The organism is Paenarthrobacter sp. 4246 (assembly GCF_040546855.1).
GTDB lineage: Bacteria > Actinomycetota > Actinomycetes > Actinomycetales > Micrococcaceae > Arthrobacter.
Genome location: NZ_JBEPOP010000001.1, coordinates 239,650 through 266,003 on the forward strand (window position 1 = coordinate 239,650; position 26,354 = coordinate 266,003).

The following is a 26,354-nucleotide window of genomic DNA, read 5'->3' on the forward strand; positions in this document are numbered from 1 at the left end:
TTCCGGCTTTCACAGCGGATCCACTCCCGCTTGGAGTTCCCATGACTCTGCAGGGCGAGCCACAACCGCACACCGCGCCGCCGACAGGCCAACCCCTCCGGTCCGGCAGGGCAGGGCCGGGCAGTCCCCTCAGGGCCTTGGTGCTGGCCGGCGCCATGATCGCAGCCATCACCATGACGCCGCCGCTGTCCGGTCAAAGCGCTGCTTCGGCAACACGCCAGGAGTTAGCGCGCCCGGAATCGTCCACGGCACTCGAAGCAGCATCGTTTGAGCGGCACGTCGCACCCGCCGTCGTGACGACATCGGTGGAAAGGGACACGCCCAAGGAAGCACCTCCTGCCCCAACGTCACCGTCGGCGGCACCGCAGGTTGCCGCCCCGGAGCAGGCTGACGTTCCTCCGGCTCCAGCGCCCGAGCCCCCAGCCGCTCCCCCAGCTGCCGCGCCCGTGCCGGCTGCCGCCGTCGTGATTCCACCAGCGGAATACGTTGCCCCCGTCAGCGAACCGGTCCCGGCACCCGCCAAGCTGGCCGCCCGGACCATCTACATTGCCGGGTCGGGCGGGCAGGAGCTGGTGGACGCGTGCATCGGCCCGGTCCATTACACCCCCACCGACGCCTTCGCGGTGTTCATCACCGAGCACGACTACTGCGGCGGGTGGGACCGGTTCTCGGGCATCGTCGTGGGCCAAACGGTCACTCTGGCTGGCTATGGAACCTACACGGTGAACGCTCGCGGACAGGTTCCGCTGGGCGGGACCACCAGTGACGTCTCGGCAGTCTTCGGCGGCTTTCCCAAGGCCGTGTTGCAGACCTGCATCCCGGGAACCAACCAGATGCTGGTGATAGCCCTCAACTAGGCGTGGGCTGAGCGGATGCCATGTGATCTGCGCGACACACCCCGCCGGTTTGCCCCTGTTTCACCCGAGGTTCACCCTGGCTGCTTAGGCTTACCCGGTCACCTCTGACCACGAAAGGCACTCCTGAATGTCCTCGAATTCCCCTGAAATGGTTAATCGTTCAACCCAAGCGCAAGGGTTCTCCCGCCGCGGCTTCCTCGGCACGGCAGCTGCAGCGACGGCGCTGGCGGCCACCGGGTCCCTCCTGCCGCCCTCGGTTCAGGCCGCCATGGCTAAGCCAGTCCCACCGGGAAGCCTGCAGTCCATCAAGCACGTCATTGTGCTCATGCAGGAAAACCGCTCCTTCGATCACTACTTCGGCTCATTGCGTGGGGTCCGCGGCTACGGCGACAAAGCCGTCGCCCGCCTGCGCAACGGCAAGTCCATGTTCGAGCAGCCGCGCGCCACGGGCGAAACAGTGCTGCCGTTCTCCCTGCGCAAAGCAGCCGAACTCGCCGGGAGGCCGGGCACGGATATCCAGTACCTGGGCGATCTGGACCACTCCTTCAATGGCACCACCACGGCCTGGAGCAACGGCTGGTGCGATCAGTGGATTCCCGCCAAGAGCGCTTCCACCATGACGTTCTACGAGCGCCAGGACATTCCACTGCAATACGAGCTCGCGGATACCTTCACCATCTGCGACGCCTACCACTGCTCCGTCAACGGTTCCACCAACCCCAACCGCAACTACCTCTGGAGCGGCACCACGGGTAACGAGCCCGCCAGCACCAAGCGTGCCGTCACCAACGCGGCTTACGGCTACGACCACGGCGGCTATGACTGGACCACCTACCCTGAGCGCCTGGAAAAGGCGGGCGTCTCATGGAAGATCTACCAGGACTGGGACAACTTCACGGACAATGCTGTGGAGTACTTCACCACGTTCAAGGCGATCGGCCGCAAGATGCTTGCCTCGGTGGATGGGAACCTCCGCACCACCGAAGAGTTCTACGACCAGCTTCAGGGCAAAACACCCGCTGATCAGGACCGCCTCCTTGCCCAATTGGAGCAGGGCCGTGCCACCCTCACTGACACCGAACGAGCACTGTTCGACAAAGCCATGTGGCGTGGCCGTCCGGACACACTCCTGGAGCGCCTCAGCACAGACATCACCGAAGGCACCTTGCCGCAGGTCAGCTGGCTTGTGCCGTCAGCGGCCGACTCCGAGCACCCCGGCGCCTCAACACCGGTGGGCAGCGCAAACTTCGTGTACCGCTTGCTGGATACCGTGGCCAGCAACCCGGACACGTGGGACAGCACAGCGATTTTCCTGAACTTCGACGAGAACGATGGCTACTTTGACCACGTCCCTCCGCCCGTCCAGCCGCGTCCGGCATCGGGAGAGTCCACCGACTGGACCACCGCCAGGCCCATCGGCCTGGGACCGCGTGTGCCCATGACGGTAGTTTCACCCTGGACAGTGGGCGGTTACGTCAGCTCGGAAGTGTTCGACCACACCTCCGTGCTGCGCTTCCTGGAGCGTTGGACCGGCGTGGAGGAACCGAATATTTCCCCGTGGCGACGCGAGGTCTGCGGTGACCTGACCGGTGTCTTCGACTTCACCTCCCCGGGCACTCCCCCCGACCTTGACCACCCGGGCGCAGTGCCGGCCAAAATCAGCCGCTGGCGCCCGAATCCCCCGGCCGTGCAGGTGGCCCCGATGCAGGAAACCGGCAGTCGCCCGGCCCGCCCGCTCCCTTACCGGCCGCAGGTTTCGGCCACAATCCAGTCCGGAACAGGTGCCGCCGCGCTGACGCTGACGCTGACGAACACGGGAACCCGATCCACCCACTTCACCGTGTACGGCTACGCCGGCGAGGTCACCGAACCCCGTCACGTGGACGTGCTCGGCACCCAGAAGGTGGACTTCCCCGTCAACTCCGGCGCGTTCGACGTCGTCGTCACCGGCCCCAACCGGTACCAGTACGAACTGAAAGGCACGACGACGGGTGCCGCGTCCGGCGTCGACGTCACCGTGACAGGCCGCCGCGGCAGGAAAGCCGTGGAACTGGAAGTACGCAACGACGGCAAGGCAACAGTAACCGTGAAGCTGGAGTCCCTGCAGTACGCGGAGAACAACCAGACCGTGAAGCTGAAGGCCGGGCACACCAGGAAGATTGGCTGGGACACTCTGGAAGGTTGGTACGATCTCCAGCTCACCTCCGCCGATGATGGGTCGTTCAGGAGGCGCCTGACCGGGCGTGAGGAAGACGGCCGGGAGGGTATTTCAGGCTAGGCGCATAAGGGTGATCCGGCCCTTGTCCGCCCCACCCACCGTAGAGCGGTGAGGAGGGCGGCCAAGGGCCGGATTCATTGCTACGCGGATGGGCTCGCGGGCTACTTCCGGGTCCGCGAGGGATGGTAGGCCACTGCCCAATAGACCAGCATGGCTATTCCGCACACCACGCCAAGGGACGAAATCATGAGCTGCCACTGGGTCTGCGGGTCCTTGCCCCACTCCGCAGCTCCGGCCCAGACGGCCAGGTTCTTGGGTGTCATGAAGAAGGCAACCGTGGAGCAGGCCGCGATGATCCATCCGGCGGTGCGCATCCGGCCGGATCGCGAGGGTACCCGGTGCATGGCAAACGCCATGCTGGGCAGGGCAACGGCGACCCACACCCAGTGGTGCGACCAGGAAACCGGGCTGATCAGGAGCATCAGGATGGCGGTGGCCGAAACGGCGATGAAGTTCTCGTCGGCGTCCACGGCCCACTTGATAATGAGCCCCGCAAGGACCACCAGCCCCAGGGACAGGACCAGCCACACCACATTGGTGAAGGAAGAGTCCGGCATGCCGAAGTGCAGGAGCAGGCCTTTGACGGACAGGTTGTCCACGTACGCCGGTCCGCCGATCCGGCCGGTGTCGGGCAGGATCTTGGTCCAGAAGTCCACGGAAGCCTGCGGCAGCACCGCCCAGGCAAACGCAATGGATCCGAAGAAGCCACCAGCCATCCACCCCAGTGCTTTGAAGTCGCGGCGCACCAGGAAGTACAAACCAAACGCCAGCGGGGTCAGCTTCACTCCTGCGGCCAGGCCGATCAGGAGGCCTGCTGGCCATCGGATTTCACCTGCGCGGACTTTCCCGTACAGGGCGAAGTCAGCCAGGATGACGCCCATCAGGATGATGTTGATCTGCCCGAAGACGAAGGTATCCCGCCAAGGCCCCAGCAGCAGGATGGCCCCTGCCCCCACCAAGGCCGTGGTTCGGAAACGGTAGTCGGCAAACGCTGAGCGCCAGCCCGTCAAACCGAAGTAGTGCCGTGCCAGCCAAGCAGCCACCACTCCCGCACCCACCAAGGCAGCGAGGATGAAGACCAGGCTGCTGGCGAAGAAGCCCATGGCCGCCAAACCCGTGAAGAGCAGCGCGGCGAACGGCGGGTAGGTAAACGGCAGGCCCTCCCGGACAGCGTAGAGATCGCCGCCTTCCAGGACTTTGCCACCGCCGTAGAAGTAGACCTCAAAGTCGTTCAGCGCCGGCTCGTAGTCCGTGTAGAGGAACCACACCGCCACGGCGAGGGTCAGCGCACCCGCCGCGGTGAGGATCCAGCCCCGCTGCGTGGTGGGAGCCGCCGTGTGTGAAGGAGAAGCCACAGTGTCAGCCGTTACTGATCTTGGCAAAGGCCTGCTCAAGGTCGGCGATCAGGTCCTCGGCTTCCTCGATCCCGCAGGAAAGGCGCAGGAGGTTGACCGGAACAGCGAGTTCGGTGCCCTTCACGGAGGCGTGAGTCATCTCCGACGGGTAGTTCATCAGGGACTCGATGCCACCCAGGGATTCGGCCAGCGTGAACACCGAGGTGGACTCGGCGACCGTGCGTGCCGCTGCCTCGCCACCCTTGAACTGAACGGAGACCATGCCGCCGAACTTCTTCATCTGCTTCGCTGCAAGCTCGTGTCCAGGGTGGTCCGGGAGGCCCGGGTAGAGCACCGCTTCCACCTCGGGACGCTGCAGCAGCCACTCAGCCACTGCCTGTCCGTTGTCACTGTGACGGTCCATGCGAACGCCCAGTGTCTTCAGTCCGCGGGTTGTGAGGAAAGCATCCATGGGACCGGAAACCGCACCGACCGCGAACTGGATGAAGCCGATCTTCTCCGCCAACTCATCGTCCTTGACCACAATCGCGCCACCCACGACGTCGGAGTGGCCGCCGATGTACTTGGTGGTGGAGTGGACCACCACGTCAGCACCCAGGGCAAGCGGGGTCTGCAAGTAGGGAGACGCGAAGGTGTTGTCCACCACCAGGAGGGCACCGGCGTCGTGCGCTACAGCGGCGAGGGCCTCAATATCGGTGATCTTCATCATCGGGTTGGACGGCGTCTCCACCCAGACGATCCTGGTGTTGTTCGCGGCGACTGCTGCTGCCACAGCGTCGAGGTCCGACATATCCACGGGGGTGTTGCCTATGCCCCAATCGCCCAGGACCCGGTTGATCAGGCGGTAGGTGCCACCGTAGGCGTCGTTACCCAGGACGATGTGGTCACCGGGGCGGGCGATCGCACGGATCAATGAGTCCTCGGCAGCCAGGCCCGAGCCGAAGGAAAACGCTGCGGTACCACCTTCGAGGGCGGCCAGCTGCTCCTGGAGGGCGTCGCGGGTCGGGTTGCCGCCGCGCCCGTACTCGTACCCGGACCGCAGGTTGCCGATGCCGTCCTGGGCATAGGTGGAGCTGAAGTGCAGCGGCGGCACCACAGCACCGGTCCGGGGTTCGAAGGCCTGTCCGGCGTGGACGGCGCGCGTGTTGAAGCCGGCGTTGTTGGTGGCAGACATGGAAGCTCCTCTTGGGTCGTTGGACGATTGGATAGGCGCCGGGGCGGGGCGCTGGCGCCTAGTTGCTCAGGTACGCCAGAAGGTCGTGGCGCGTCAGGATACCTACCGGGGCGCCCGCGAAGGTCACCATGACGGTATCGACGTCGGACAACAGCTCGCGCGCGGCTGAAATGGTTTCCAGTGAGCCGACAACGGGCAGGCGCTCCCCCATGTGTTCGGAGACCTTGTCCGACAGCTTCGCTTCGCCACGGAACAATTTGCTGGTGAGGCTTCGCTCGTCCACGGCTCCCAGGACTTCGCCCATCACTACGGGTGGTTCCTGTGAGAGGACCGGGATGTGGGAGACGCCGAATTCGTTCATGATGTTGATGACATCGCGGACGGTCTCGTTGGGGTGGATATGGACCAGATCCGGCATCTCGCCCGTCTTGGACTTGAGGACCTCCCCCACGGAGGACTCTTCACCTCCGGAGAGGAAGCCATAAGAGCGCATCCACTGGTCGTTGAAGATCTTGGCCAGGTAGCCGCGGCCGGAATCCGGGAGGATCACCACCACGACGGCTGACTCGTCCAGGTCCTTGGCAGCCTGCAGTGCAGCCACCACGGCCATACCGGACGAGCCGCCCACCAAGAGGCCCTCTTCGCGGGCGAGGCGGCGGGTCATGGCGAAAGAGTCGGCATCGGAGACGGCAAGGACGGCATCCGGAACGGAGGGGTCGTAGTTGCCGGGCCACATGTCCTCGCCTACGCCCTCCACGAAGTAGGGCCGGCCGGTGCCGCCTGAGTACACCGAACCTTCGGGGTCCGCCCCGATGATCTTGACCTGGCCGCCGTCGGACTCTGCACGGTCCGCGGAGACTTCCTTGAGGAAGCGGCCTGTGCCGGTGATGGTGCCGCCTGTTCCGGCACCGATGACCACGTGCGTGACCCGGCCGTCGGTGTCTTGCCAGATTTCCGGGCCAGTGGACTCGTAGTGGCTGCCTGGTGCGGCGGGGTTTGAGAACTGGTCCGGCTTGAAGGCGCCAGGAATCTCGCTGACGAGGCGGTCGGAAACGCCGTAGTAGCTTTGCGGGCTGTCAGGAGCCACGGACGTTGGCGTGACAACTACTTCGGCGCCGTACGCCTGCAGGACGGCGCGCTTGTCCTCGCCCACCTTGTCCGGCACGACGAAAATGCACTTGTAGCCCTTTTGCTGGGCTACCAGCGCCAATCCGACTCCGGTGTTGCCGGACGTCGGCTCAACGATGGTTCCGCCCGGCTGGAGCCGGCCGTCCTTTTCCGCATCCTCGATCATCTTCACGGCGATCCGGTCTTTGATGGATCCGCCGGGGTTGACGTATTCGAGCTTCACCAGGACGGTGGCTTTGATGCCCTCCGTGACGTGGTTGAGCTTGATGAGCGGCGTATTGCCGATGAGGTCCAACACGGACTGGGCGTACTTCATAGGTACAAAGTTACCGCCTGCCAGGTGCCGGGCTTGCTTCGGCCCCTGGCTACGTGCCGGCGGAGGTGTCGGTCTGCCACACACCCATGACGTTGCCCTCAGTGTCCTTGAAGTAGGCATACCAGCCCATGGTGGGAACGGCGTCCTTGGCCTGGACCACGCTGCCACCAGCAGCCTCCACCTGAGCCAGCGCTGCGTCAATGTTGTCCACGTCGATGGTGAGCACAGGTGTCTTCAGCGCGTCCGTCCGCGGGAACAGTGCCCCGTTGATCGCTCCGGGCTCCTTCGGCGTGCCGGTCTGTTCGTCGGAGGGTGCCGTGATGGCAATGGTGTAGTCCATCCCTTGCATAGGGCTGAGGTTCCAGCCGAAGGCGCTTTCATAGAAGGTGTTGGCACGGTCTTTGTCATCCGTAGGAATCTCGAAATGCACTATTGCGGCCACGATTCGCGCTCCTTGTACCTGGGATATGGCGCGGCCCACCCACGCCACATCAGGGAGTCTAGACCCGGGCGGCCGCCGTCGTAAGGGGTTCAGCCAGATGATTGTCAGCCGGACGTGGGACCATGAAAACATGACCATCGCAGACGCTCCGCCCGTTGTTGCGGCCGCGGCAGACGCAGCCGTGAGGTGGCATCCGGGCGGTGCCTTCCGCTTGGACCAGACCATGTTTCCGCTGATGCGCGGCAACGCCGATCCGTCGTTCGCCACGCACGCCAACGGTTTCTGGATGGCCTTCACCGCAGCTTCGGGTCCGGTCACGGTGAGGCTTTCCGCAGGCGGTGTGGGCCCCGATTCGTTTGTGGACGCCCAGGCGTGGGGACCCGGGGCCCAAGACGCCATCGCCGGAGTGCCACGCTTGCTGGGGGCCCATGACGATTGGTCGGCCTTCGACGAGCCCGCTTTCCATGCCACGCTTCCGCGGCGTGTCACAGAAGCACGACGCCGGAACCTGGCTTTGCGGCTGCCCTCCACCGGGCGCGTGGTTGACTCCCTGGTGCCCACCATTTTGGAACAAAAGGTCACCACCTTGGAGGCACGCCGCGGGTACCGGTACTTGATGTATCGCTACGGAACGTCCGCCCCGGGCAGGGCCCCCGCGGGACTGTTGGTTCCTCCCACTGCCCGGGAATGGCTGGCCGTCCCATCGTGGGAGTGGCACAAAGCCGGAGTTGGACCACAGCGCTCGGCGACCGTGATGCGGGCGCTGCAGTCCGCCGTCGCGCTTGAACGGCTGGCCGGCCTGGACTCAGCGCAGGCGAGCGCCAGGATGCAGACCATCCCTGGGATCGGCATCTGGACGGCGTCCGAGGTGGTCCAACGGACGCATGGCTGCCCCAACTCGATTTCCGTGGGCGACTACCATCTGGCCTCGTACGTGGGCTACGCCCTGACGGGTCGGAAGACGGATGACGCCGGCATGCTGGAACTGCTGGAACCGTGGTGCGGGCAGAGGCAGAGGCTGGTCAGGATGCTCTATTTGAGCGGCTTCCGCAAACCCACTTTCGGGCCGCGGATGACCGTTCAGGATCATCGCCGGCACTGACTTTTCATTGCGGACGGGAGCTGTCCGCAGAGCCGTGGACTGACCGAAGTCACGGGTATAGCGTGACGTCTACGAGCCATCACCAGCCCTCCTTGGAGCCACCGTGATCCACACGAAAAAACTCACCAAGACGTTCACCGTGAAAAAGGAAACCGTAGAGGCCGTCAAGGGCGTGGACATTGACGTGGGTCCCGGCGAACTGGTCGCTTTCCTTGGCCCCAACGGGGCTGGCAAATCCACCACGTTGCGCATGCTCACCACCCTGCTGAAGCCCACCTCCGGTTCAGCCACCGTTGCCGGCGTAGACGTCGCCAAGGACCCCGCCGGCGTTCGGGCACGGATCGGCTACATCGGCCAGGGCAACGGAGGCGGCCACAGCTACCGCGTGATCGACGAACTCATCATGCAGGGCCGCTTCTACGGGATGAACACCACCGATGCCAAGGCACGCGCCGAAACCCTCATGGCTTCCCTTGACCTGGCCGATCTCGCCAAACGAACAGTCATCAAGCTCTCTGGCGGCCAACGCCGCCGCATGGACGTGGCGTTGGGATTGATGCACTCCCCCGGGTTGCTGTTCCTTGATGAGCCGTCCACCGGGATGGACCCACAAAACCGCGCCAATCTGTGGGAGCACATCATGCGGATGCGCGAGGAACACGGGACCACCATAGTGCTCACCACGCATTACATGGACGAAGCCGATTCGATGTCCGAGCGCGTGATCGTGATCGACCACGGCACCATCATCGCGGACGACACCGCTGCCCGGCTCAAGGCGAACCTGGCCGGGGACCTGATGGCCGTGGAAGTTGCGGCCGGTTCCGCGTCAGAAGTCCGCGGCCTGTTGGGCCGGGCCGCGGCCGAGGGCGACATCCAGGAAAATACGTACGACGGCGTAGTCCGCTTCCGTCTTCGGCTGGCCCACGGTTCCCGGCTGGCGCCCGGGTTGTTGAAGGACATGCACGACGCCGGAGCTCCCGCCCAGTCGCTGGAATTGAAACCACCAACACTGGACGACGTTTTCCTGGAACTCACTGGCCGCAGCCTGCGGGAAGGAGCTGAAGTCTGATGATTGAACATGCCGTGGCGCCGGGAGTCGCCGTGCAGGAGCGAGGTGCCGGAAGCATCGTGACGGACACCTGGTTCGTGTTCTGGCGGGAGATGCTGCTGCCCCTGCGGGATCCGTTCTCGCTGATTTTCTCCCTCATCCAACCGCTGGTGTTCCTGGGTCTCTTCGGTCCGCTCCTTGGTGCGGCGGTGGGCGCCCCGGCTTTCGGCGGCCAGTCCACCCTCCAGTGGTTCCTGCCGGGCGTGGTGGTGATGATCGCCCTGTTCGGTACCTCCATGACCGGGTCCAACCTGCAGTATGAGCTGATGACCGGCTCCTATGAGCGGATCCTTGCCACGCCATTGTCACGGTCCTCTCTCATGATCGGCAGGGCCCTGAAGGAGTGGGCTCCCTTGGTGGTGCAGGGCTTGCTGATCTCCGTGGTGTGCATTCCGTTCGGCTTCGTGTTCCATCCCCTTCATGTGCTGCTGGGGTTGGTGATCCTGGGCATTTTCGGCATCGGACTCGGCGCGTTGTCCTACGCCTTGGCCCTTGTGTCTCAGAACAAGGAATGGATCTTCTGGGGCGTCCAGCAAACCTTGCTCTTCCCGCTCATGATCCTGTCCGGGATCATGCTGCCCATTGAGGCGGGGCCGGAGTGGATGAAGGTGGCCAGCTTGTTCAACCCCCTGACCTACCTCGTCAACGCCGAACGCGAACTCTTCTCCGGGACTATTGGCATGGACACGTTCTGGGGGCTCGTGGCCGCTGTGGTGACTGCCGGCGTCGGACTTGCCGTGGGAATCCGGACCATCAGCCGGAATACCAACTGACGGCCTGTTCCCTATAGGTGTAGGCGCGACACCGCTTCCTGCCGCATGTCCACCTTCCGAACTTTGCCGGAAACCGTCATGGGGAAGCTGTCGCGTACATCCACATAGCGGGGAATCTTGTAGTGCGCCAGCTTCCCGCGGCAGTACTCGGCCACGTCCCCGGCGGTCAGGGCCGCAGCACCGGGCTTGAGGATGATGCAAGCCATGAGTTCCTCACCGTACTTGTCATCCGGAACGCCGATCACCTGCACGTCCTGGATGGAGGGATGCAAGTACAGGAATTCCTCGATTTCACGCGGGTAGATGTTCTCGCCACCGCGGATCACCATGTCCTTAATGCGGCCTTCGATCACCACGTACCCGTCTTCATCCATGAGGGCGAGGTCGCCGGTATGCATCCATCCTTCGGCGTCGATCGCTTCGGCTGTCTGGTCCGGCTGACCCCAATAGCCGCTCATCACCGCATAGCCCCGGGTGCACAGCTCACCGACCACGCCCCGCTCCACCACCTCTGCCGAGCCGGCCGACACAATTCGGCTCTCCAGGTGCGGCATGGTCCGTCCCACCGTGCTGGTCCGGTGTTCCAGGGTGTCCCCGGCACGGGTCATGGTGGACACGGGCGAGGTCTCAGTCATGCCATAGCAAATGGCGACGTCCACCATGTGCATCTCTTCGATGACCCTGCGCATCACTTCCATGGGGCACAGCGAGCCGGCCATGACGCCGGTCCGCAGCGTCGAAAGATCGTAGGAGCCAAAGTCCTCCAAGGCCAGTTCCGCAATGAACATGGTGGGCACCCCATACAGCGACGTCCCGCCGAAGTCCTGCACCGCTTCCAACGCCGCCGACGGATTGAATCCGCGGCTGGGGATGATGGTAGCCGCACCGAAACTGAGGGCATTCAGGTTCCCGATCACCATGCCGAAGCAATGGTAGAACGGCACCGGAATCACCACGCGGTCGCGTTCGGTGTAATTAAGGAGCCGGCCAATGGAGTGTCCGTTGTTGAGGATGTTGTGGTGCGTCAGCGTCGCGCCCTTGGGAAAGCCCGTGGTGCCCGAGGTGTACTGCAGGTTGATGGCGTCGTGCGGGTCAAGTTCGGCCATCCGGTCCCGTACAGCGGAAGGCCCGACGCCGTCAGCCCGGGTCAGGAGTTGGGCATACGTCAGTTCGTGATTGGCTTCCGGTTCGCCCCCGGCCAACTCCTGCCCGGGGCTTCCCGGGAGGAATACGATCTCCCGGAGTTCCGGACAGTTTCCGGCCGCATTCCTGGCCATGCCCACATAGTCGCTGTTTTTGTCTGAAGGCGCAGCCACCAGCATCCGCATGCCGTTCTGCTGCACCACGAATTCCAGTTCGTGACTCCTGTAAGCGGGGTTTACGTTGACCAGTACCGCACCGACCTTGGCCGTTGCGTACTGCAGGATGGTCCACTCGGCGCAGTTGGGGCTCCAGATACCGATCCTTTCACCCTTGGCCACACCCACAGCGAGCAGTGCGCGGGCGAGGCGATTGACGTCGTCGTTCAGTTTTTCGTAACTCCAGCGGCGGGCGTCACCGCCTGGCATCGCGGCCGCTTCAATCAGGGCGTCCCGCAAGGGGAATTGTGCGGCGATGCGCTCAAAATTAGCGCCGATGGTCTCTTCGAGCAGCGGGACGTCAGTGTCTCCGGCAGTGTAGGACAACATGACGGAACGCTACCAAGGGACGGGGCGCAACAGAACCGTAACCACCTCCAGCGGGGCCGTGTCCTGCCGGTAGGGTTGGATCCATGAGTGCACCTATTGACCTGCAGGCCACGTTCATCCCCAACGAGGGCGAGTTCTTCCGCGTGAAGCTCGCCTTGGAAATCGCCATCGACGAGGTTGTGAACGAGCCCGGCTGCATCCGCTATGAACTGACCGAGGCCACTGAGGAAAAGCTCGTCCTTACGGAGCGCTGGGAGTCCGAGGAACTCCTCGAGAAGCACTCCAAGGGGATCGCCGTACAGGACCTGAATGAGTCCCTTAGCGCCTTGCTGGCTGAGCCCGTCAAGCTCGAACGGCTCTGACCGCCGCCATACTGCGGGAACGCTTTAAAGCACCGAGGTCGCCGGACATTTCCGGCGACCTCGGTGCGTTTCCGGCGGTTTCAGTGTTTCAATCCGCCGCTCGTTCCTAGTTTTCCTGAGCCTCGGCACGCGCTTTGGCAACGTGGGCGTGGACCTCGTCCATGTCCAGGCCCTTCACGGCTTCAATGACCTGCTCAAGCTGCTGGCCGTTGAGGGCGCCAGGCTGCGAGAAGACCAGGACCTTTTCGCGGAAAGCCATGAGCGTGGGGATGGACGTGATACCCGCTTCGGCGGCCAGTTGCTGTTCGGCCTCGGTGTCCACCTTGGCGAAAACGACGTCGGCGTGCTTGTCCGAAGCTGCCCCGTATGTGGGCGCAAACTGGCGGCACGGGCCGCACCATGCAGCCCAGAAATCCACCAGGACAATGTCGTTGTCCTCGATGGTCGATGCGAACTGTTCTCCAGTGATGTCAACTGTAGCCATGCTTCCACGGTACGCGACCCTGCCCGCTAAGTCCCGTGGAGGGGCGCCCTGTTCGCTTCACGCGTTACCGGGAATAAAGCCCGGTTTCCCTTACTTGCCCAACACGTACTTCAGTGCGGACGCATACAGCGGCGCCACCTTGTTGTGGCCGGTCTGGTTCATGTGGGTGTCGTCGAGGTAGTTGCCTGCGGCTCCCGCAATGGTCGCCGTACCGGCCATGGAAATCCGCGGCCAACCGCGAAGTGCAGCTTCGCGGGTCACCAGGCCATCCACCCACCGGCGTTGGACGTGGTTGGAGTCATACCGTGACAGCACGCCATTGACCAGGATGGTGCTGCGGGGATACTTGCGCCGGAGTTCGTCCCACAGCCGGTTGGCCTGGGACAGGATGGCTGCATCCGTGGCGCCGATCCTGGCGTCGTTGCCGCCCAGGGTTACCACTACCAGCCCGGGGTTGCCCTGCGGCAGGAGGATCCGGTCCTGCGCCAGCGCGTCAGTCGCCGAGCCACCCCCGACGGCGGGACTTCCGGAAACGTAGCCGAGCCCGCCAATGCTGCGGACTACCTGGCGCGGGTAACCGGCCCCGCGGGCACCTTGCTCGCCCCAGGAATCCAGGTCCAGTTGGGAGTCACCCAGGAAAACCACGGTGGATGCGTCAACAGCTTCGGCCGAGTAGAGCTCCTCCGTAACGTCGTTCCAGATGGTTTCCAGCTTCTGGAAGGCCACATGGGTACCCCGGCCGTCAGTCCAGGTATCGCGGACGGGCCAGCCGAACTCACCAGGGTTGGCGGACCACACCCTATAGGTAGGGTGTCCAACAATCCGCGCACCGGTGGACGGCCCCCACACCAGCCAGCCGTTGACGAACTGTTGCACGAGTCCACCGGCACGCGGAAGCTTGTCCGTGAGCGGGAGCCCCAGCTGTCCGGCCGCTCCACCCAGCGAGTTGTAACGGTTGTGGACATCGCCATGGGTGGTGGAATGCGCCCCAGTCGCCGCGGACCAGTAGACCGTGCCGCCCTGGAAGAGTTGGTAGACAAAGGTGTTTTGCCGGACTTCCTCGCCTACCGGATATCCGAGGGCGCCGTTTTGGCCTCCTGTGGAGGACCAGTAGCTCCGGATGGCACCCGTCAATGCCCGGGCACCGGTGGCTGGCGACCAGATGATTGTTCCGCGCTGGTACTGCTGGGATGAGCCGCCATTTTTCAGCCCCAGGGCTTCATCCGTGGCGGGGTACCCCAGCTCGCCTTCTTCCATCCCGGCTTTCCGCCATCGTTCACGGATGGCGCCCATGGACGGATGTGCCCCGGTGGCCGGTGACCACACCACAAACCCTCGTTCAAACGCCTGCCAGGCGCCGCCGTCGCGCAGTCCCGTACTTTCCCCCGTGACCGGGTAGCCCAGATAACCGATTTCAAAGCCGGCACGGCCCCAGGCCAGATGGATGGATCCGCTGGTCCGCTGCGCACCCGTTCCCGGCGAGTACGTGATGGCGCCGCGTTCATACGTTTGCTTGGACCCTCCGTTGCGCAGCCCAGTGGTGGTGTCGGTCTTTGGGTAGCCGTGAAAACCGGATGGGCCACCGGCAGCCCACCACGACGTACGGACTGGTCCGTTGACCACCACGCGCGCTCCGGTGCGCGCGGACCAAGCGATGTCGCCGCCGGCAAACCGCTGCACGCAACCGCTGGTGCTCCCGCTGCCGGAACATTCCTCGGCACTGGTGGGGCGGAGCAGCACGCTTCGTGCCCATGCGCTGGTGTTGTACAGGGTGCCGATCGCGCCAGTGAGGGGCGGCGTCGAGGTCTCCGTCGGAACCGTCACCGGGACTGGAGCTTGGGCAGGAGCGCTGAGGGCGGGAGCGGCTTGCGCGGGGAGTGCCGCACCCAGCGCGCCGGGAACCAGCAGCGCCACGGCTGCCGCGCCCAGCAACCAACCCCGCACCGGCCCCACGGCCGTCTTGTCAAAGCCCACTTCGCCAACCCCCACCTGCTGCCCCATCAATATCACTGAGGCAAGTATCTGCGACGCCGGCACACTCAACACCGGCGACCCAGCCAATGGTGCCACATCGTTATGACCCTGCCACTTGATAGACATTGAACAGGTGTTTAGTGTTTGAAACATGCGTTCAAGCGCAGAGGATCTCACCACCCGGGCCCGCATCCGCGACGCCGCCATCGGACTGTTCGGCCGCGATGGATTCGCCCGCGCAACGGTCCGGGCAGTTGCCTCGCTGGCCGGGGTCAGCCCTGGCTTGGTCATCCACCATTTCGGCAGCAAAGAGGGCCTCCGCGCCGCCTGCGACCAACACGTCCTCGCCCAAACAGCCAGCCAGGGCCGCGAGAAGACCCACCCAGGATCAACACGCCAACTGATCCAGGACTACCTCAACAACCCGGGACAGTATGCCCAGGAGATCGCCTACATCCGCCAATCGCTGGGTGACGAATCCGAGGCCGGCGATGCCTTCTTTGATGCTGTAGTGAGGCAAACGGAGGACATCATCAACGCCGGAATCGCGGCGGGAACCATCCGGAAGTTCGACGACGTCCGGTCCACCGCCGTCGTGATTGCCTCCAACAGCTTGTCCATCCTCATGCTGGGCAGGCACCTCTCAAGGACGCTGGGCGAAGTCACTCCGGAGCCCCACGGAATCGGACCTGGGTTGCTGCGGCAACTCACACTGCCTGCCCTGGAGATATATACCCACGGTTTCTATACCGATTCGCGGTTCCTTGAGGCGGCCCGCGACGCTTTGCAGCAAGATTCCATCAACCACGGAAGGGAGCATGCCCCGTGACCCAGGCAATCGTCGTCGAGGGTTTGCGCAAGATGTTCGGTCACCGCGAGGTCCTTCACGGACTGGATTTTGCGGTGGAAGCCGGGACGGTGTTCGGCGTCATCGGCCCCAACGGCGCCGGCAAGACCACCACCATGCGCTGCCTGCTGGACATCATCCGGCCCAGCGCGGGTTCCATCTCGGTACTCGGACAAAATCCCCGCCGCGCGGGCACGTCCCTCCGACGCAGGATCGGCTACCTCCCCGGCGAGCTCCACTTGGAGAACCGCACCACCGGCCGCCGCACGCTGGAGCACTTTGCCGCCATCAGCGGCCCCGTAGACCCTCACCACGTCAACGACCTCGCTGACCGCCTGAACCTGGATCTGGACCGCCAAACCCGGAAACTCTCCAAAGGCAACAAACAGAAGCTGGGGTTGCTGCAGGCCTTCATGCACCAACCCGAACTCCTGGTGCTGGACGAACCAACCAGCGGCCTCGACCCCTTGGTCCAGCAGGTTTTTCATGCCATGGTCCGCGAGGCAGTGGCCGCAGGCGCAACGGTGTTCCTCAGCTCCCACGTCCTCAGTGAAGTCCAACAAGCAGCCGACGCCGTCGCCATCCTCCGCGACGGCGAAATCGTCACCGTGTCCACGGTGGAGGCCCTGCGGATGGCGGCCGTGCGGCAGCTCCGGTTCAACAGCACCGGTACCGCAGCGAACGACGTCGGGGCGCTGCTGGCCCGGGTGCCGGGCATCGCCAACGTCGTGGTGCGCGAGCTCCCGGCCGACGGCCACGCTGCCGGGACAGTGGTGGCAACGGCGACGCTTTCCGGGCACGTCCAGCCCCTGGTCCAGGAGTTGGCGCGACTGGACCTGACGGACCTCGTCCTGGAAGAACCGGACCTCGAAGAGGCCGTCCTGACCTTGTACACCGGTGGCGTTGACACCGAATCCGCTGCTGACACGGGCGACGCCGGTTCGGCTGACTCTCATCGTCGTGCGGAAGGAGCGCACCGTGCCTAGGATCCTGCCCCTTTTCACCAAGGCCCTGACCGATTCCTGGCGCTCCACGCTGGCTTGGGCGTTGGGCCTGGCGGCGGCCTGCATGCTGTACCTGCCGCTCTACCCCTCGATCGGCGGCAGCGCGCAGATGCAGGACCTGATCAATGCGCTTCCCGCCGAGATGACCAAAGCCCTGAACTACGATCAAATCGCATCAGGCCCCGGCTACACCCAAGCCACCATGTTCGGCCTGATTGGCTTCCTGCTGATGTCCATGGCCTCCATCGGCTGGGGCGCGGCAGCAGTGGGAGGAGACGAAGAATCGGGGCTGTTGGAGCTGACTCTCGCCCACAGTGTGACCCGCGTGCAGGTGGTGCTGGAACGCGCCCTCGCCATCCTGGTTCGGATCGCGTTCCTTTCCGTCCTCGTCTTCCTGATGGTGCTGGGATTGAATGGGCCTGCGCAACTGGGCATCGACGTCGGACATCTCGCCGGGGCGGTGCTGCTGTTCGCCGCTCTTGCCCTTCTCAGCGGAACGGCGGCCCTCTGTGCGGGAGCAATGACCGGCCGGAAGATATACGCCGTTGCCGCGGGTGCCGCCGTCGCTGTCCTCGGGTATGTTTTCAACGCTGTGGGGAGGCAAAGTCCCGACGTCGAGTGGTTGCTGAATCTTTCGCCCTATCACTGGGCGTATGGCAACTCCCCTGTGACCAATGGCGCCGACTGGGGAGCTGTCGCCGGGCTCTTCACAATTTCGGCAGCCCTTATTGCCCTCGGTGCCGTGGCGCTGCGGCACCGTGATGTGGGTGTCTAGCTCCAGACGTGCGGGGCGGGGCGACGCGCTCCGGGCAGTGCATTGTTCTCTCGCCACTCATGGATCCATTCGGGCAATTCAAGGCCTGCTGGAGGCGCACCGAACTCCGCGATGATTTCTTCCTGGGTGACGGGTCTGCCCTTGGCTACCAGTCGCGTGGCAATGTGCGCACGGGCGTAGATTTCACCGTCCACCACCATCCGCTGTTCAAAATAGATGGCCTTGGTATCCAGGCCGATGATGCGGGTCTCAATGGTGTAGCGCTGCCACAATTGCAAGGATTTGCGGAAAGCGATGGTTTCGCCGGCAGCCACCGGGCTCCACCCCTTCTTGCGCATCTTGGCCCAAATGCCACTGCGGACCATGAGGTCGAAGCGGCCGAGGTCCATCAGCGAAAAGTACATGCCGTTGTTGACGTGCAGGGCAATGTCGATGTCCGTCGGCAGCACTTTCAGGGGGAGGGAGGACTCCTCCCAGACACCCAGCGGCGAGCGCTTGGAGGAAGTGAAGAGCAGCATGAGGGTGCGAAGAAGCAGATGCATGCCCACAATGTTACCCATGGGTAACTTCCCGCGAAAGGCGTGGACCGCATGATGGACAGGCCAGTAGTCCATGACCTGCTTTATGTCCAACGTTTGCACTAACGTTTACCGCTGGTTCATCAAAGACATGCAGAATATCTGAAACTCATCTGATGAATGACCATACAAGGGGGACCCTTTGAGCACGCTGCAAACCACCAGGCCACAGGGCCAGGTCTGGCCCGAACTTTCACGCCACCAGAACGTTGTCCTCCAGGACGCCCGCGGCAACCGCATCGAGGGAACCATCGACGGCATGACCGAGGACCGCAGCACGCTGTGGATCCAGCTCAAGGGCGGCCTCGGCAGGCAGTTGATCCACCACCTCGACGGATACTGGCTGGAGACGCCCGCCGCCTGAACCTGCACGGTGCGGGCTCCTCCTGTACGGGCTCGTCCTTGAGTCCCGTCCGGCTGGGGCGCCTGCGGTGGCTAGTATTCCCCTATGACACAAGCGCGATACCGGGACCTGGTGGAATGGCCCCTCATGGGCACCGCACTGATTTTCCTCACTGCCTATGCGTGGCAGGTCATCGGCAGGGTGAACGGCGCCGCTGCGGTGCCGTTCGAGATTGTCCTCTGGATTACCTGGGGCATCTTCGCGCTGGACTACTTCGTCAACCTGTGGCTTGCCGAAGACAGGATGCGGTGGTTCCTCTGGAACCTGCACGAACTCCTGATCGTGGTGCTCCCCTTCTTCCGGCCCTTGCGGCTGCTGCGGTTGGTCACTTTGCTGTCCGTTCTCCAGCGCACCGTGGGCGAAACTCTACGCGGGCGGGTTGCCACCTACGTGGCAGGAGCGGCGGCGATGCTCATCCTCATCGGCGCACTGGCCGTACTGGATGTCGAACAGAATGACCCCGGCGCCAAGATCCTCAATTTCGGTGACGCCGCCTGGTGGGCCGTCACCACCATCACCACTGTTGGCTACGGAGACCTGTATCCCGTGACCCCCATTGGAAGGATCGTGGCCGCGGCCCTCATGATGAGCGGCATCGCGGTGCTGGGTATTGTCACAGCATCCATCGCTTCCTGGCTGGTTCAACGGATTGAGGAGAACGCTGAGGGCGTTGCAGCGGCAGCGGAAGTGAAGGCCGCCGCGGCCGAGGAACCCGTTCGCGCGGAAATGGCTGACCTGGTGACCGAGATCGCGGCGCTGCGCATGGAGATCGCCGAGCTCCGGGAAGCCGCGGCGGTCAGGCAAACCACGGAGTTTGGGCGGGAGCGCGAGGTCTAGGCGCGGCATTCCGCTCGAACACGTACCTTCACCACCTACTTTGGAAGCCCAGATGCCATGACACGCCCTGTATTGCGGCGAGTCGCCGGGTAGCTTCGGTCAAAGTGGGTGATGGCGGCACGGCCGGACCCGCGTTCGTTCAGATCCCACTCGGCGCAAGAGCGAACAACAGCCCGATTCCCCGGCAGGAATCCGGCGCCGGGAACTCCCTGGAAACACAAAAAATCCCCGGAACCAGTGGTTCCGGGGATTTTCTTTGGGTGGCAGATGAGGGATTCGAACCCCCGTAGGCGTTGCCAGCTGATTTACAGTCAGCCCCCTTTGGCCGCTCGGGTAATCTGCCGAACTTCAAAAGAAGATCACTTTCGGAGACCGTTTCTTTTAGATCCGGTAACCGAAGGCAGAGACAACCTTACAGAACTTTCTGCGAAGAATCTAATCGAGGGAAAACGCCCGGGATTTCGCGGTATGTCAGACTTCCCCGAGGATCCGGCCGGCGAGTTTCGCTTCGAACTTCTCGGCCTGCTCGGCGGTGATCTGGTTGAGTTGCACCGCCCGCAGCAGGTCAGCGTGCACTCCGTCCATGCGCGCGGTGGCATCGGGTACCGGGCTCAGGACGATCGAAGCCGCAACAGCCGCGGCCGCAACAGCACTGGCTGCGGCAACTGCAGCCGTGCCAAGGGAGCCCGCTGCTGCAGACGCGGATTTACTGATGGACTGGACGGCCTTGCTGCTCATGCTGATCCTCCACTATGCGTTCTTCCAACTGGTACAACTCTCAACCGGCAGCCTCAGTTCCAACCTTGCATGTGCTGTGAGCGAACTGTGAATGCGCTCCACAGCCCCAAGCAGCACCTTCCGTACTAGGCTGGATGCCAGACCAACCCGCCCTCACAGGGCCCCCAACCTAAGGAGAGTCATGGCAGGCGAATCCACATTCGACGTCGTCAGCAAGGTAGACAAGCAAGAGGTCGCCAACGCACTGAACCAGTCCCAGAAGGAAATCGCGCAGCGATACGACTTCAAGGGCGTTGGCGCGGAGATCGACTTCAGCGGCGAGAAGATCCTCATGAAGGCCAACTCCGAGGACCGCGTCCTTGCTGTCCTGGATGTTTTCCAGTCCAAGCTGATCAAGCGCGGCATCTCGCTGAAGTCCCTGGACCAGGGCGAGCCCTTCCCCTCCGGCAAGGAATTCCGCCTGGAGTGCACCATCAAGGAAGGCATTGCCCAGGACATCGCCAAGAAGATCAACAAGATCATCCGCGATGAAGCCCCCAAGTCCGTCAAGTCCCAGATCCAGGGCGACGAACTCCGCGTGACCTCCAAGTCCCGTGACGACCTTCAGGAAACCATGAACATCCTGAAGAAGTTCGAAGAGGCCGACCTGCAGTTCGTGAACTTCCGCAGCTAACACGGATTTGGCCGCGTGACTACTGGGCAGCGGTGTCCGCAGTCCGCACAAAGTCCGCAGAATCACCGAGGACCGCAGCGATCAGCCTTGATCCTGCGGTCCTCGTTTTGTCTTCAGCAGTTGGCCACAAGTGCGAGTAGGTATTCAGGGTGATCGAAGGCTGTGCGTGCCCCAGCGCTCGCTGCACGGTAACGACGTCGCAGCCATCCGCGATGAGGCCTGACGCATAGAAGTGCCGCAAGTCGTGAAGCGTGAATGTGCCTATGCCTTCAAGCGGCAAGGTCCGGCCCTGCGCCAACTGATCCGGGCATGAAAAAGGGCTGCGATCTTCAGCGACTACGGCCTTGGAGGAGAAGGCTGTCCTCATCGAGGTTGCCCGCTGCGATTCGTTCGCTGACTTGTCGGTAGGCGTCCTGGATGAACTCTTCTAGGTCTTGCCGTCCGATGCGCCAGACGTTGCGGCCACCGATTTGGATGCCTTTGAGCTGGCCGGTCTTGAGCATGGCGCGAATCTGAACCTCACTGGTCGCCAGTTCCTCGGCATCCTGTTCGATCGTCAGGAAACGCGGGCTCGGCTTATCGTCTTCAGGCATGCCAAGAAGGCTATCAACAGTGAGAACGGCTAGTGACCGACAGTAAGGACTGAATGGCGGACATCAGGTCTGGTTGCCTCGTGGAGTTATTGCGTGGGGTCTTCTCGAACGACTAGGCCTTCGTCTCCGGGGAGTACTTTGCCTTGTTTACGTTCTGCTTCGTCTTCGTCATTCAGTGTAACTGCGTCGCCCAGTGAGCACGGGGCAGTAGCACCTATGCTGTACGACTTGTCAGATGCATCAGTATCGAACTCAGCCCGAAGTACGGGACCGCCCTCTGCGAAGACGGTCGGGTGTGTCGTTGGATTCACGGTGCGAACGGTCATGCCCAGGGATTTCCAATACTCGGCTACGCGTTTGCCGTCTTCAACATGGTTCGTTCCTTGGGGTGCCCAGCGGTCGTAACCATAGCTGGCTCCCTTCTCGCCCGACCCTAGGGAGCACTCCTGCGCCCACGCGACGCCGTTGCGGGGCCACCAGCCGGTCACGTCGAGCTGTTTGGTGGTGTTGATGACGAGTTCGACCGCCCGGTCCCGCCCTTCCCTTGCGCTGATTGTCTTTTCCGGTGTCGCTTTGTCTGACATTGTCGCGTTTGGCTCCTTCTCAGCGCAGGCCGTTATTGTCATTCCCATCATTAGCACGGCCGTCACGGCCGTGAGGATCCTAATATGCGTCTTAACCGCTGGCATTCGACATTCCTTCCAGTAGGGCCTTCTGCAGATCAGTCGGCCCTAGCGGGACATACGGGGTGATCTTCTCGGTTTCTCCCCTGATTGCCCAGGCTACATTTTTTAGAGACTCTGTTCGCTCGTCAAAATATCCGGCCTGTTCGCCACCATCAGACATGAGACCGTTGTGGTCGGTGACGGGCCGTCCGGCGTCGCCGCCGGTATCAGTGCCGAAGGCGTGGGAACCAAACTCCGGTTTTATCGGGTTCACGTGGTGGTCACGGCTGTTTTCCCGGCCAGTCCAGGCCCACTGGTCACCGCTTTCGGTTTCGCCAGGTATCTTGTCGCGCGCATGACCGGAGTATACGTGTCCTGCGTTGAGGTCAGCGGCGGTATGGACGTTATCGGGCAGCCCTGCCGAGCCGAGAGTGACGAAGTTATCCACCTTGATACCCGGCTGCGTCAGGGCCACCGCGGCAGTGGTACTCCCGTACGAGTGAGCCACAATATTGAGTTGCGGCGCGCTCTCACCGCGGACTGCAGACAGGCCACCGAGCGCCCCGGCGAGCTTATGCCCACCCGCTACTGCTCGATTCACGTCAAGAACGCCGAGGTTGAAGTTGTTATCCAGTGCGGGCGCGGGTGGGGTCTCGTACCCAATCCAGGACACCACAGCGCTTCCTTCTGGAAGCAGGTTATGTAGGTTTTGGGCTGCTTTCGTCCACCCCGTCATGTCACCGGTGGTGGTATTCATGCCCGGAACCGCGTAGGTGACACTGCTCGCCGTGTCGAGATCGCCGATCGACACGGATGCCAAGGGTGGGTTGTCCTGAGTGAGCGAGATGAGATGCCGCTCGCTGGTGCTGCCGTGTGGACCTTTCAGGGCGTCTCCGATGTTGTGGAGCACGTCGAGTCGTTTCTGCAAGTCAGTGAGTGATTTCCTCATCACGGCCACCACGGGAGGCACCTCACCGTAGGCCACGGGAGTCTCATCGACGAGAGCCTGCATTTGGGCGATTTGGGCCTTCACATCGGTTACGGCTGCCTTAAGCGCGGTTTGGTTGGCGTGGTCACGGGCCTTGTAGGGCATTCCTTCCAGGTTTCCGAAGACAGTAGGGAGCTTTGTCAGCAAGAGGTCCTGCCGTACCGAAAACTGGGTTTTGGCGCCCGGGGGTGGGTTCAGTCCCGTCCACCACGAGTGGATCTCGGTTGGGTTTATCAACTGAAGCTGTGACTTTAGCGCTGGAGAGGCCGTCAGCATGGCGGCGAGCTCCTGCGCGGGCAGGGACGAGAGCGCATGTAACAAATCTTGGTCACTCAACGGCGTGAGACCAGTACGGGCCAGGTCGAGCGCACCATGTGAGAGGGATCCTCCGCCGGCGGCAGCGAATGCATCAGCGATGTGTTCAATCCAGTAAGCATCCGCTTCATTCTCGCTCAAGAGCCGCTCAAAACCGCCAGGGAACGAGTTCGATCCGAGCAGAACCCAGGAGCACGATGAGGTGAAGGACACCCACGCGGTGCCCAACTGCATGAGATCCTGCTGCATGCCTGTGTTAGACGCTCTGGCTTGGGCCACGAACGTGCGTAGATGGTCCGGAACGGCAGAACTTTTCCCGTTCGAGGATCCTCCCCCTGAGGTGCGGTTGCGTTGTCTTGGAGAGAAGACTGCAGAGATAGTTGGAGGCGCGATCGGCGTCTCAGAGGGTTATTTGCTGCCCGGGAATACGGACAACACCAAGACCACGGGCGCCACGGATGGTCCCATCCAGGTCAGTCCGGCAGTGCGGCTACATCGGCGACGGGCTGTTCGCGTAGTCCGGGCGTGACCGGTTCACTGTGAACCTAGGAAAGCGGGCGGCCGGCCATCCGCTCCAAGCGGCTGATCCGTTCCTTCATCGGCGGGTGGGTGGAGAACATCCGCCGCATGCCGCCACCCCGGAACGGGTTGGCAATCATCAAGTGCGACGCGTTGACGAGCTTCTGGTCCTGCGGGAGCGGCAGCTGGGTGACGCCGGACTCGATCTTGCGCAGGGCTGAGGCGAGTGCCAGCGGATCGCCGGTGAGCTCGGCACCGTCCTCATCGGCGTCGTACTCCCGCGTGCGGGAGATGGCCATCTGGATGAGCGAAGCCGCGAACGGAGCCAGCAACGCCATGGCGATGGTGGCCAGCGGGTTGGCGTTGCGCCGGTCCCCGCTGCCGAAGATCAGCAGCATCTGCCCCACGGACGTAATGACTCCGGCCACTGCAGCAGCCACCGACGAGGTCAGGATGTCGCGGTTGTACACGTGCATCAGTTCATGCCCCAGCACTCCCCGGAGTTCCCGGGCGTCCAGGAGGTGCAGGATCCCTTCGGTGCAGCACACGGCGGCGTTCTTGGGGTTGCGGCCGGTGGCAAAGGCGTTGGGGGTCATGGTGGGCGACAGGTAGATCCGCGGCATTGGCTTGTTGGCCCTGACGGAAAGCTCCCGAACGATCTGGTACAGATGAGGAGCCTGGGATTCAGTGACCGGGTAGGCGGCCATGGACCGGATGGCGATCTTGTCGCTGTTCCAGTATCCGTAGGCGGTGGTGCCGACGCCGATCAACGCCATGATCCAGATGGGCGTGGTGCTGCGCGTTCCCGCTGCGATGAGGGCGCCCAAACCCAACAACACCGCCCACAGCACGCCGAACAGTGCCGCCGTCTTGAGTCCATTGTTGTGTTTGTGCACGGTGGTTCTTGCCTCTTCCTTCGACTCCAGCAGGGGTTCTGTACGGATTAACGCCGACGCCGGTCGTCGTGTTCCGCTCCCAGCCTACGGTGGTGGGGTGACCGGCACTGCTACGGCACCGGATGTTTGGCGTCGTAGGCAACGAACCCGGGTTGGAGGCGCGAAGCCAGCCACGCCAGGACGATGCAGAGGAGTCCACCTATCAGCAACACTCCGCCTTCGCTGAGGAACTGTGTGACACCTCCGGCCAGCATGTCCCCCACTCTCGGTCCCCCCGCCACCACCACGATGAACACGCCCTGCAGCCGTCCGCGCAGATGATCCGGGGTGGCCGACTGGAGGATGGTGGTGCGGAAGACGGCGCTGACGGAGTCTGAAATACCGGCAAGGGCACAGCACAGGGCTGCCGGAATCAACCAGGGAGTCACGCCGTCGCGGCCTGAATCGCCTGCGAGCAGCACCACCAGCCCAAAGCCGGCAATGGATGCTCCCCAGCCCACCACGGACCACACCACGGCACTGCCCTGTTTTCGTACCCGACCCAGCGGGCCGGAAAACAGGCCGGCGAGAAAAGCCCCGACAGCCGTTGACGCAAGCAGTACGCCCACTGTGGCTTCGCCTCCGCCGATCATGACGGCGCCTATGGCAGGCATCAGAGCACGCGGTTGGGCGCAGATCATGGCGATGAGATCGATGATGAAGGTCATGCGGACGTTGGGGCGGGTACCCAGGAAGCGGAACCCCTCCACCACGGATCGCAGGCCCGGCCGCACAGCGTCCTTGGACGGCGGCAAAGGCGGGAGCTTGAAGAGGCCCCAGAGGGCGAACGTAAAGCTGATGACATCGATCGTATAGGTCCAGCCGAAGCCGATGGTGGCCACCAGAACGCCTGCCAGGAGCGGTCCGGCAGTCATGGACAGGCCGAAGGTCAGCATGCTCAGGGCGTTGGCTGCAGGGAGCAGGTCCTTGCGGACCAGCAACGGAATGATGGCGCTGCGGGCGGGACCATTGATGCCCTGCGCTCCACTTTGGATGGCCACCAAGGCGTAGAGGATCCAGATGTTGCCGATCTCCAGCCATGCCTGCAAGGCGAGCCCAGCTGTGGTGGCCCAGAGGACAAGGGAGGCGATGATGGCCACTTTGCGGCGGTCATAGGCGTCCGAAATGGACCCACCGTAGAGTCCGGCGATCACCAGCGGGACCAGCGCGAAGATACCAAGAAGGCCCACATAGAAGCTCTCCTGGGTGAGCCGGTAGACCTCCAGGCTGACCGCCACCAACGTCAGTTGGGTACCGATGGCAGCCACCGATGCACCCAACCAGAGCCGCCGGAAGGCAGGGCTCTCCTTCAGCGGAGTGATGTCTGCCAGTAGTTTCGCCACCGTCCTACCTTAAACGAGCCTTCCGCCGCCCGCGTTCCGCCCCATTTGGGCTCTCCCGCCCGTAGCGCTCCGCTTGGTAGGCTCACCCGGGGGAAGG

At 63.3% G+C, this 26,354-nt stretch carries 27 protein-coding genes and 1 tRNA gene; 12 read left to right on the plus strand and 16 right to left on the minus strand.

Annotation, left to right across the window (positions count from 1 at the left end):
• Positions 1-41: 41 nt before the first annotated feature.
• Both ABIE35_RS01160 and ABIE35_RS01165 read left to right on the plus strand, forming a co-directional pair.
• On the plus strand, positions 42-857 hold the full coding sequence (locus ABIE35_RS01160; protein ID WP_354512061.1) for a peptidoglycan-binding protein: 816 nt from the start codon (positions 42-44) through the stop codon (positions 855-857).
• 127 nt (positions 858-984) lie between these two features.
• A complete protein-coding gene (locus ABIE35_RS01165; RefSeq protein WP_354512062.1) occupies positions 985-3,135 on the plus strand; it encodes a phosphocholine-specific phospholipase C in 2,151 nt (716 codons plus the stop codon).
• Positions 3,136-3,236: 101 nt separating this feature from the next.
• Here ABIE35_RS01165 and ABIE35_RS01170 read toward each other — a convergent pair whose 3' ends face one another.
• From ABIE35_RS01170 to ABIE35_RS01185, 4 genes are read right to left on the minus strand one after another with little or no spacing between them, the layout of a single operon-like run.
• On the minus strand, positions 3,237-4,490 hold the full coding sequence (locus ABIE35_RS01170) for a glycosyltransferase 87 family protein (RefSeq protein ID WP_354512063.1): 1,254 nt from the start codon (positions 4,488-4,490) through the stop codon (positions 3,237-3,239).
• A gap of 4 nt (positions 4,491-4,494) precedes the next feature.
• Complete coding sequence (locus ABIE35_RS01175) at positions 4,495-5,664, minus strand: cystathionine gamma-synthase (protein WP_089595868.1); 1,170 nt, start codon at positions 5,662-5,664, stop codon at positions 4,495-4,497.
• A gap of 58 nt (positions 5,665-5,722) precedes the next feature.
• Positions 5,723-7,108 carry a cystathionine beta-synthase gene (locus ABIE35_RS01180; protein WP_354512064.1) on the minus strand — a complete coding sequence of 462 codons (1,386 nt, stop codon included), beginning with the start codon at positions 7,106-7,108 and terminating at the stop codon, positions 5,723-5,725.
• Between the two features lie 49 nt (positions 7,109-7,157).
• Positions 7,158-7,550 (minus strand): VOC family protein, encoded by a 393-nt coding sequence (locus tag ABIE35_RS01185; protein WP_354512065.1) that lies wholly within the window; start codon positions 7,548-7,550, stop codon positions 7,158-7,160.
• A gap of 130 nt (positions 7,551-7,680) precedes the next feature.
• Here ABIE35_RS01185 and ABIE35_RS01190 point away from each other — a divergent pair, with 130 nt between their 5' ends.
• The 3 genes from ABIE35_RS01190 (at position 7,681) to ABIE35_RS01200 (ending at position 10,536) form a co-directional block, all read left to right on the plus strand.
• Positions 7,681-8,652 (plus strand): DNA-3-methyladenine glycosylase family protein, encoded by a 972-nt coding sequence (locus ABIE35_RS01190; protein ID WP_354512066.1) that lies wholly within the window; start codon positions 7,681-7,683, stop codon positions 8,650-8,652.
• Positions 8,653-8,755: 103 nt separating this feature from the next.
• A complete protein-coding gene (locus tag ABIE35_RS01195; protein ID WP_354512067.1) occupies positions 8,756-9,724 on the plus strand; it encodes an ATP-binding cassette domain-containing protein in 969 nt (322 codons plus the stop codon).
• Positions 9,724-10,536, plus strand: a complete 813-nt coding sequence (locus tag ABIE35_RS01200) for an ABC transporter permease (protein ID WP_354512068.1) — start codon at positions 9,724-9,726, stop codon at positions 10,534-10,536. The genes ABIE35_RS01195 and ABIE35_RS01200 overlap by 1 nt, the downstream gene beginning before the upstream one ends.
• Positions 10,537-10,547: 11 nt before the next feature.
• Here ABIE35_RS01200 and ABIE35_RS01205 read toward each other — a convergent pair whose 3' ends face one another.
• Complete coding sequence (locus ABIE35_RS01205; protein ID WP_354512069.1) at positions 10,548-12,224, minus strand: AMP-binding protein; 1,677 nt, start codon at positions 12,222-12,224, stop codon at positions 10,548-10,550.
• Between the two features lie 83 nt (positions 12,225-12,307).
• Here ABIE35_RS01205 and ABIE35_RS01210 point away from each other — a divergent pair, with 83 nt between their 5' ends.
• Positions 12,308-12,586, plus strand: coding sequence for a putative quinol monooxygenase (locus ABIE35_RS01210; protein ID WP_011775682.1), 279 nt, complete (start codon positions 12,308-12,310; stop codon positions 12,584-12,586).
• Between the two features lie 106 nt (positions 12,587-12,692).
• Here ABIE35_RS01210 and ABIE35_RS01215 read toward each other — a convergent pair whose 3' ends face one another.
• The gene (locus tag ABIE35_RS01215; RefSeq protein WP_354512070.1) at positions 12,693-13,070 is read right to left on the minus strand and encodes a thioredoxin family protein; all 378 of its coding nucleotides are present in this window, start codon (positions 13,068-13,070) and stop codon (positions 12,693-12,695) included.
• 90 nt (positions 13,071-13,160) lie between these two features.
• Positions 13,161-15,170, minus strand: coding sequence for an SGNH/GDSL hydrolase family protein (locus ABIE35_RS01220; RefSeq protein ID WP_354512071.1), 2,010 nt, complete (start codon positions 15,168-15,170; stop codon positions 13,161-13,163).
• A 25-nt stretch (positions 15,171-15,195) separates the two neighbouring features.
• On the opposite strand from ABIE35_RS01220, the gene ABIE35_RS01225 reads away from it, so the two are divergent.
• From ABIE35_RS01225 to ABIE35_RS01235, 3 genes are read left to right on the plus strand one after another with little or no spacing between them, the layout of a single operon-like run.
• Entirely contained in the window at positions 15,196-15,873 is a 678-nt protein-coding gene (locus tag ABIE35_RS01225) for a TetR/AcrR family transcriptional regulator (protein WP_354512072.1), read from the plus strand.
• Positions 15,870-16,877, plus strand: a complete 1,008-nt coding sequence (locus tag ABIE35_RS01230; protein WP_354512073.1) for an ABC transporter ATP-binding protein — start codon at positions 15,870-15,872, stop codon at positions 16,875-16,877. The genes ABIE35_RS01225 and ABIE35_RS01230 overlap by 4 nt, the downstream gene beginning before the upstream one ends.
• Positions 16,870-17,670, plus strand: a complete 801-nt coding sequence (locus ABIE35_RS01235; RefSeq protein ID WP_354512074.1) for an efflux permease Rv1217c-related protein — start codon at positions 16,870-16,872, stop codon at positions 17,668-17,670. The genes ABIE35_RS01230 and ABIE35_RS01235 overlap by 8 nt, the downstream gene beginning before the upstream one ends.
• On the opposite strand, the gene ABIE35_RS01240 is transcribed toward ABIE35_RS01235, so the two are convergent.
• Complete coding sequence (locus ABIE35_RS01240) at positions 17,667-18,212, minus strand: acyl-CoA thioesterase (protein ID WP_354512344.1); 546 nt, start codon at positions 18,210-18,212, stop codon at positions 17,667-17,669. The genes ABIE35_RS01235 and ABIE35_RS01240 overlap by 4 nt on opposite strands.
• A 178-nt stretch (positions 18,213-18,390) precedes the next feature.
• On the opposite strand from ABIE35_RS01240, the gene ABIE35_RS01245 reads away from it, so the two are divergent.
• Positions 18,391-18,612 (plus strand): hypothetical protein, encoded by a 222-nt coding sequence (locus ABIE35_RS01245; protein WP_089595880.1) that lies wholly within the window; start codon positions 18,391-18,393, stop codon positions 18,610-18,612.
• Between the two features lie 84 nt (positions 18,613-18,696).
• Positions 18,697-19,488, plus strand: coding sequence for a potassium channel family protein (locus ABIE35_RS01250; RefSeq protein WP_354512075.1), 792 nt, complete (start codon positions 18,697-18,699; stop codon positions 19,486-19,488).
• A gap of 261 nt (positions 19,489-19,749) precedes the next feature.
• Here ABIE35_RS01250 and ABIE35_RS01255 read toward each other — a convergent pair.
• Both ABIE35_RS01255 and ABIE35_RS01260 read right to left on the minus strand, forming a co-directional pair.
• Positions 19,750-19,831 (minus strand) — tRNA-Tyr (locus ABIE35_RS01255).
• A gap of 128 nt (positions 19,832-19,959) precedes the next feature.
• A complete protein-coding gene (locus ABIE35_RS01260; RefSeq protein WP_089595882.1) occupies positions 19,960-20,226 on the minus strand; it encodes a hypothetical protein in 267 nt (88 codons plus the stop codon).
• A 181-nt stretch (positions 20,227-20,407) separates the two neighbouring features.
• Between ABIE35_RS01260 and ABIE35_RS01265 the strand changes: the two genes are divergently transcribed.
• On the plus strand, positions 20,408-20,899 hold the full coding sequence (locus ABIE35_RS01265; protein WP_017200185.1) for a YajQ family cyclic di-GMP-binding protein: 492 nt from the start codon (positions 20,408-20,410) through the stop codon (positions 20,897-20,899).
• Positions 20,900-20,918: 19 nt separating this feature from the next.
• Here ABIE35_RS01265 and ABIE35_RS01270 read toward each other — a convergent pair whose 3' ends face one another.
• The 6 genes from ABIE35_RS01270 to ABIE35_RS01295 all read right to left on the minus strand — a co-directional run bounded on the left by ABIE35_RS01270 (position 20,919) and on the right by ABIE35_RS01295 (position 26,257).
• The gene (locus tag ABIE35_RS01270) at positions 20,919-21,266 is read right to left on the minus strand and encodes a tyrosine-type recombinase/integrase (RefSeq protein ID WP_354512076.1); all 348 of its coding nucleotides are present in this window, start codon (positions 21,264-21,266) and stop codon (positions 20,919-20,921) included.
• Complete coding sequence (locus ABIE35_RS01275) at positions 21,229-21,492, minus strand: helix-turn-helix domain-containing protein (protein ID WP_354512077.1); 264 nt, start codon at positions 21,490-21,492, stop codon at positions 21,229-21,231. The genes ABIE35_RS01270 and ABIE35_RS01275 overlap by 38 nt, the downstream gene beginning before the upstream one ends.
• Positions 21,493-21,578: 86 nt before the next feature.
• On the minus strand, positions 21,579-22,181 hold the full coding sequence (locus ABIE35_RS01280; protein WP_354512078.1) for a hypothetical protein: 603 nt from the start codon (positions 22,179-22,181) through the stop codon (positions 21,579-21,581).
• Positions 22,168-23,694, minus strand: coding sequence for an alpha/beta hydrolase (locus ABIE35_RS01285; protein WP_354512079.1), 1,527 nt, complete (start codon positions 23,692-23,694; stop codon positions 22,168-22,170). The genes ABIE35_RS01280 and ABIE35_RS01285 overlap by 14 nt, the downstream gene beginning before the upstream one ends.
• Positions 23,695-24,005: 311 nt before the next feature.
• Positions 24,006-24,875 (minus strand): zinc metalloprotease HtpX, encoded by an 870-nt coding sequence (gene htpX, locus ABIE35_RS01290; RefSeq protein ID WP_089595884.1) that lies wholly within the window; start codon positions 24,873-24,875, stop codon positions 24,006-24,008.
• A gap of 110 nt (positions 24,876-24,985) precedes the next feature.
• A complete protein-coding gene (locus tag ABIE35_RS01295) occupies positions 24,986-26,257 on the minus strand; it encodes an MFS transporter (RefSeq protein ID WP_354512080.1) in 1,272 nt (423 codons plus the stop codon).
• Positions 26,258-26,354: the final 97 nt, after the last annotated feature.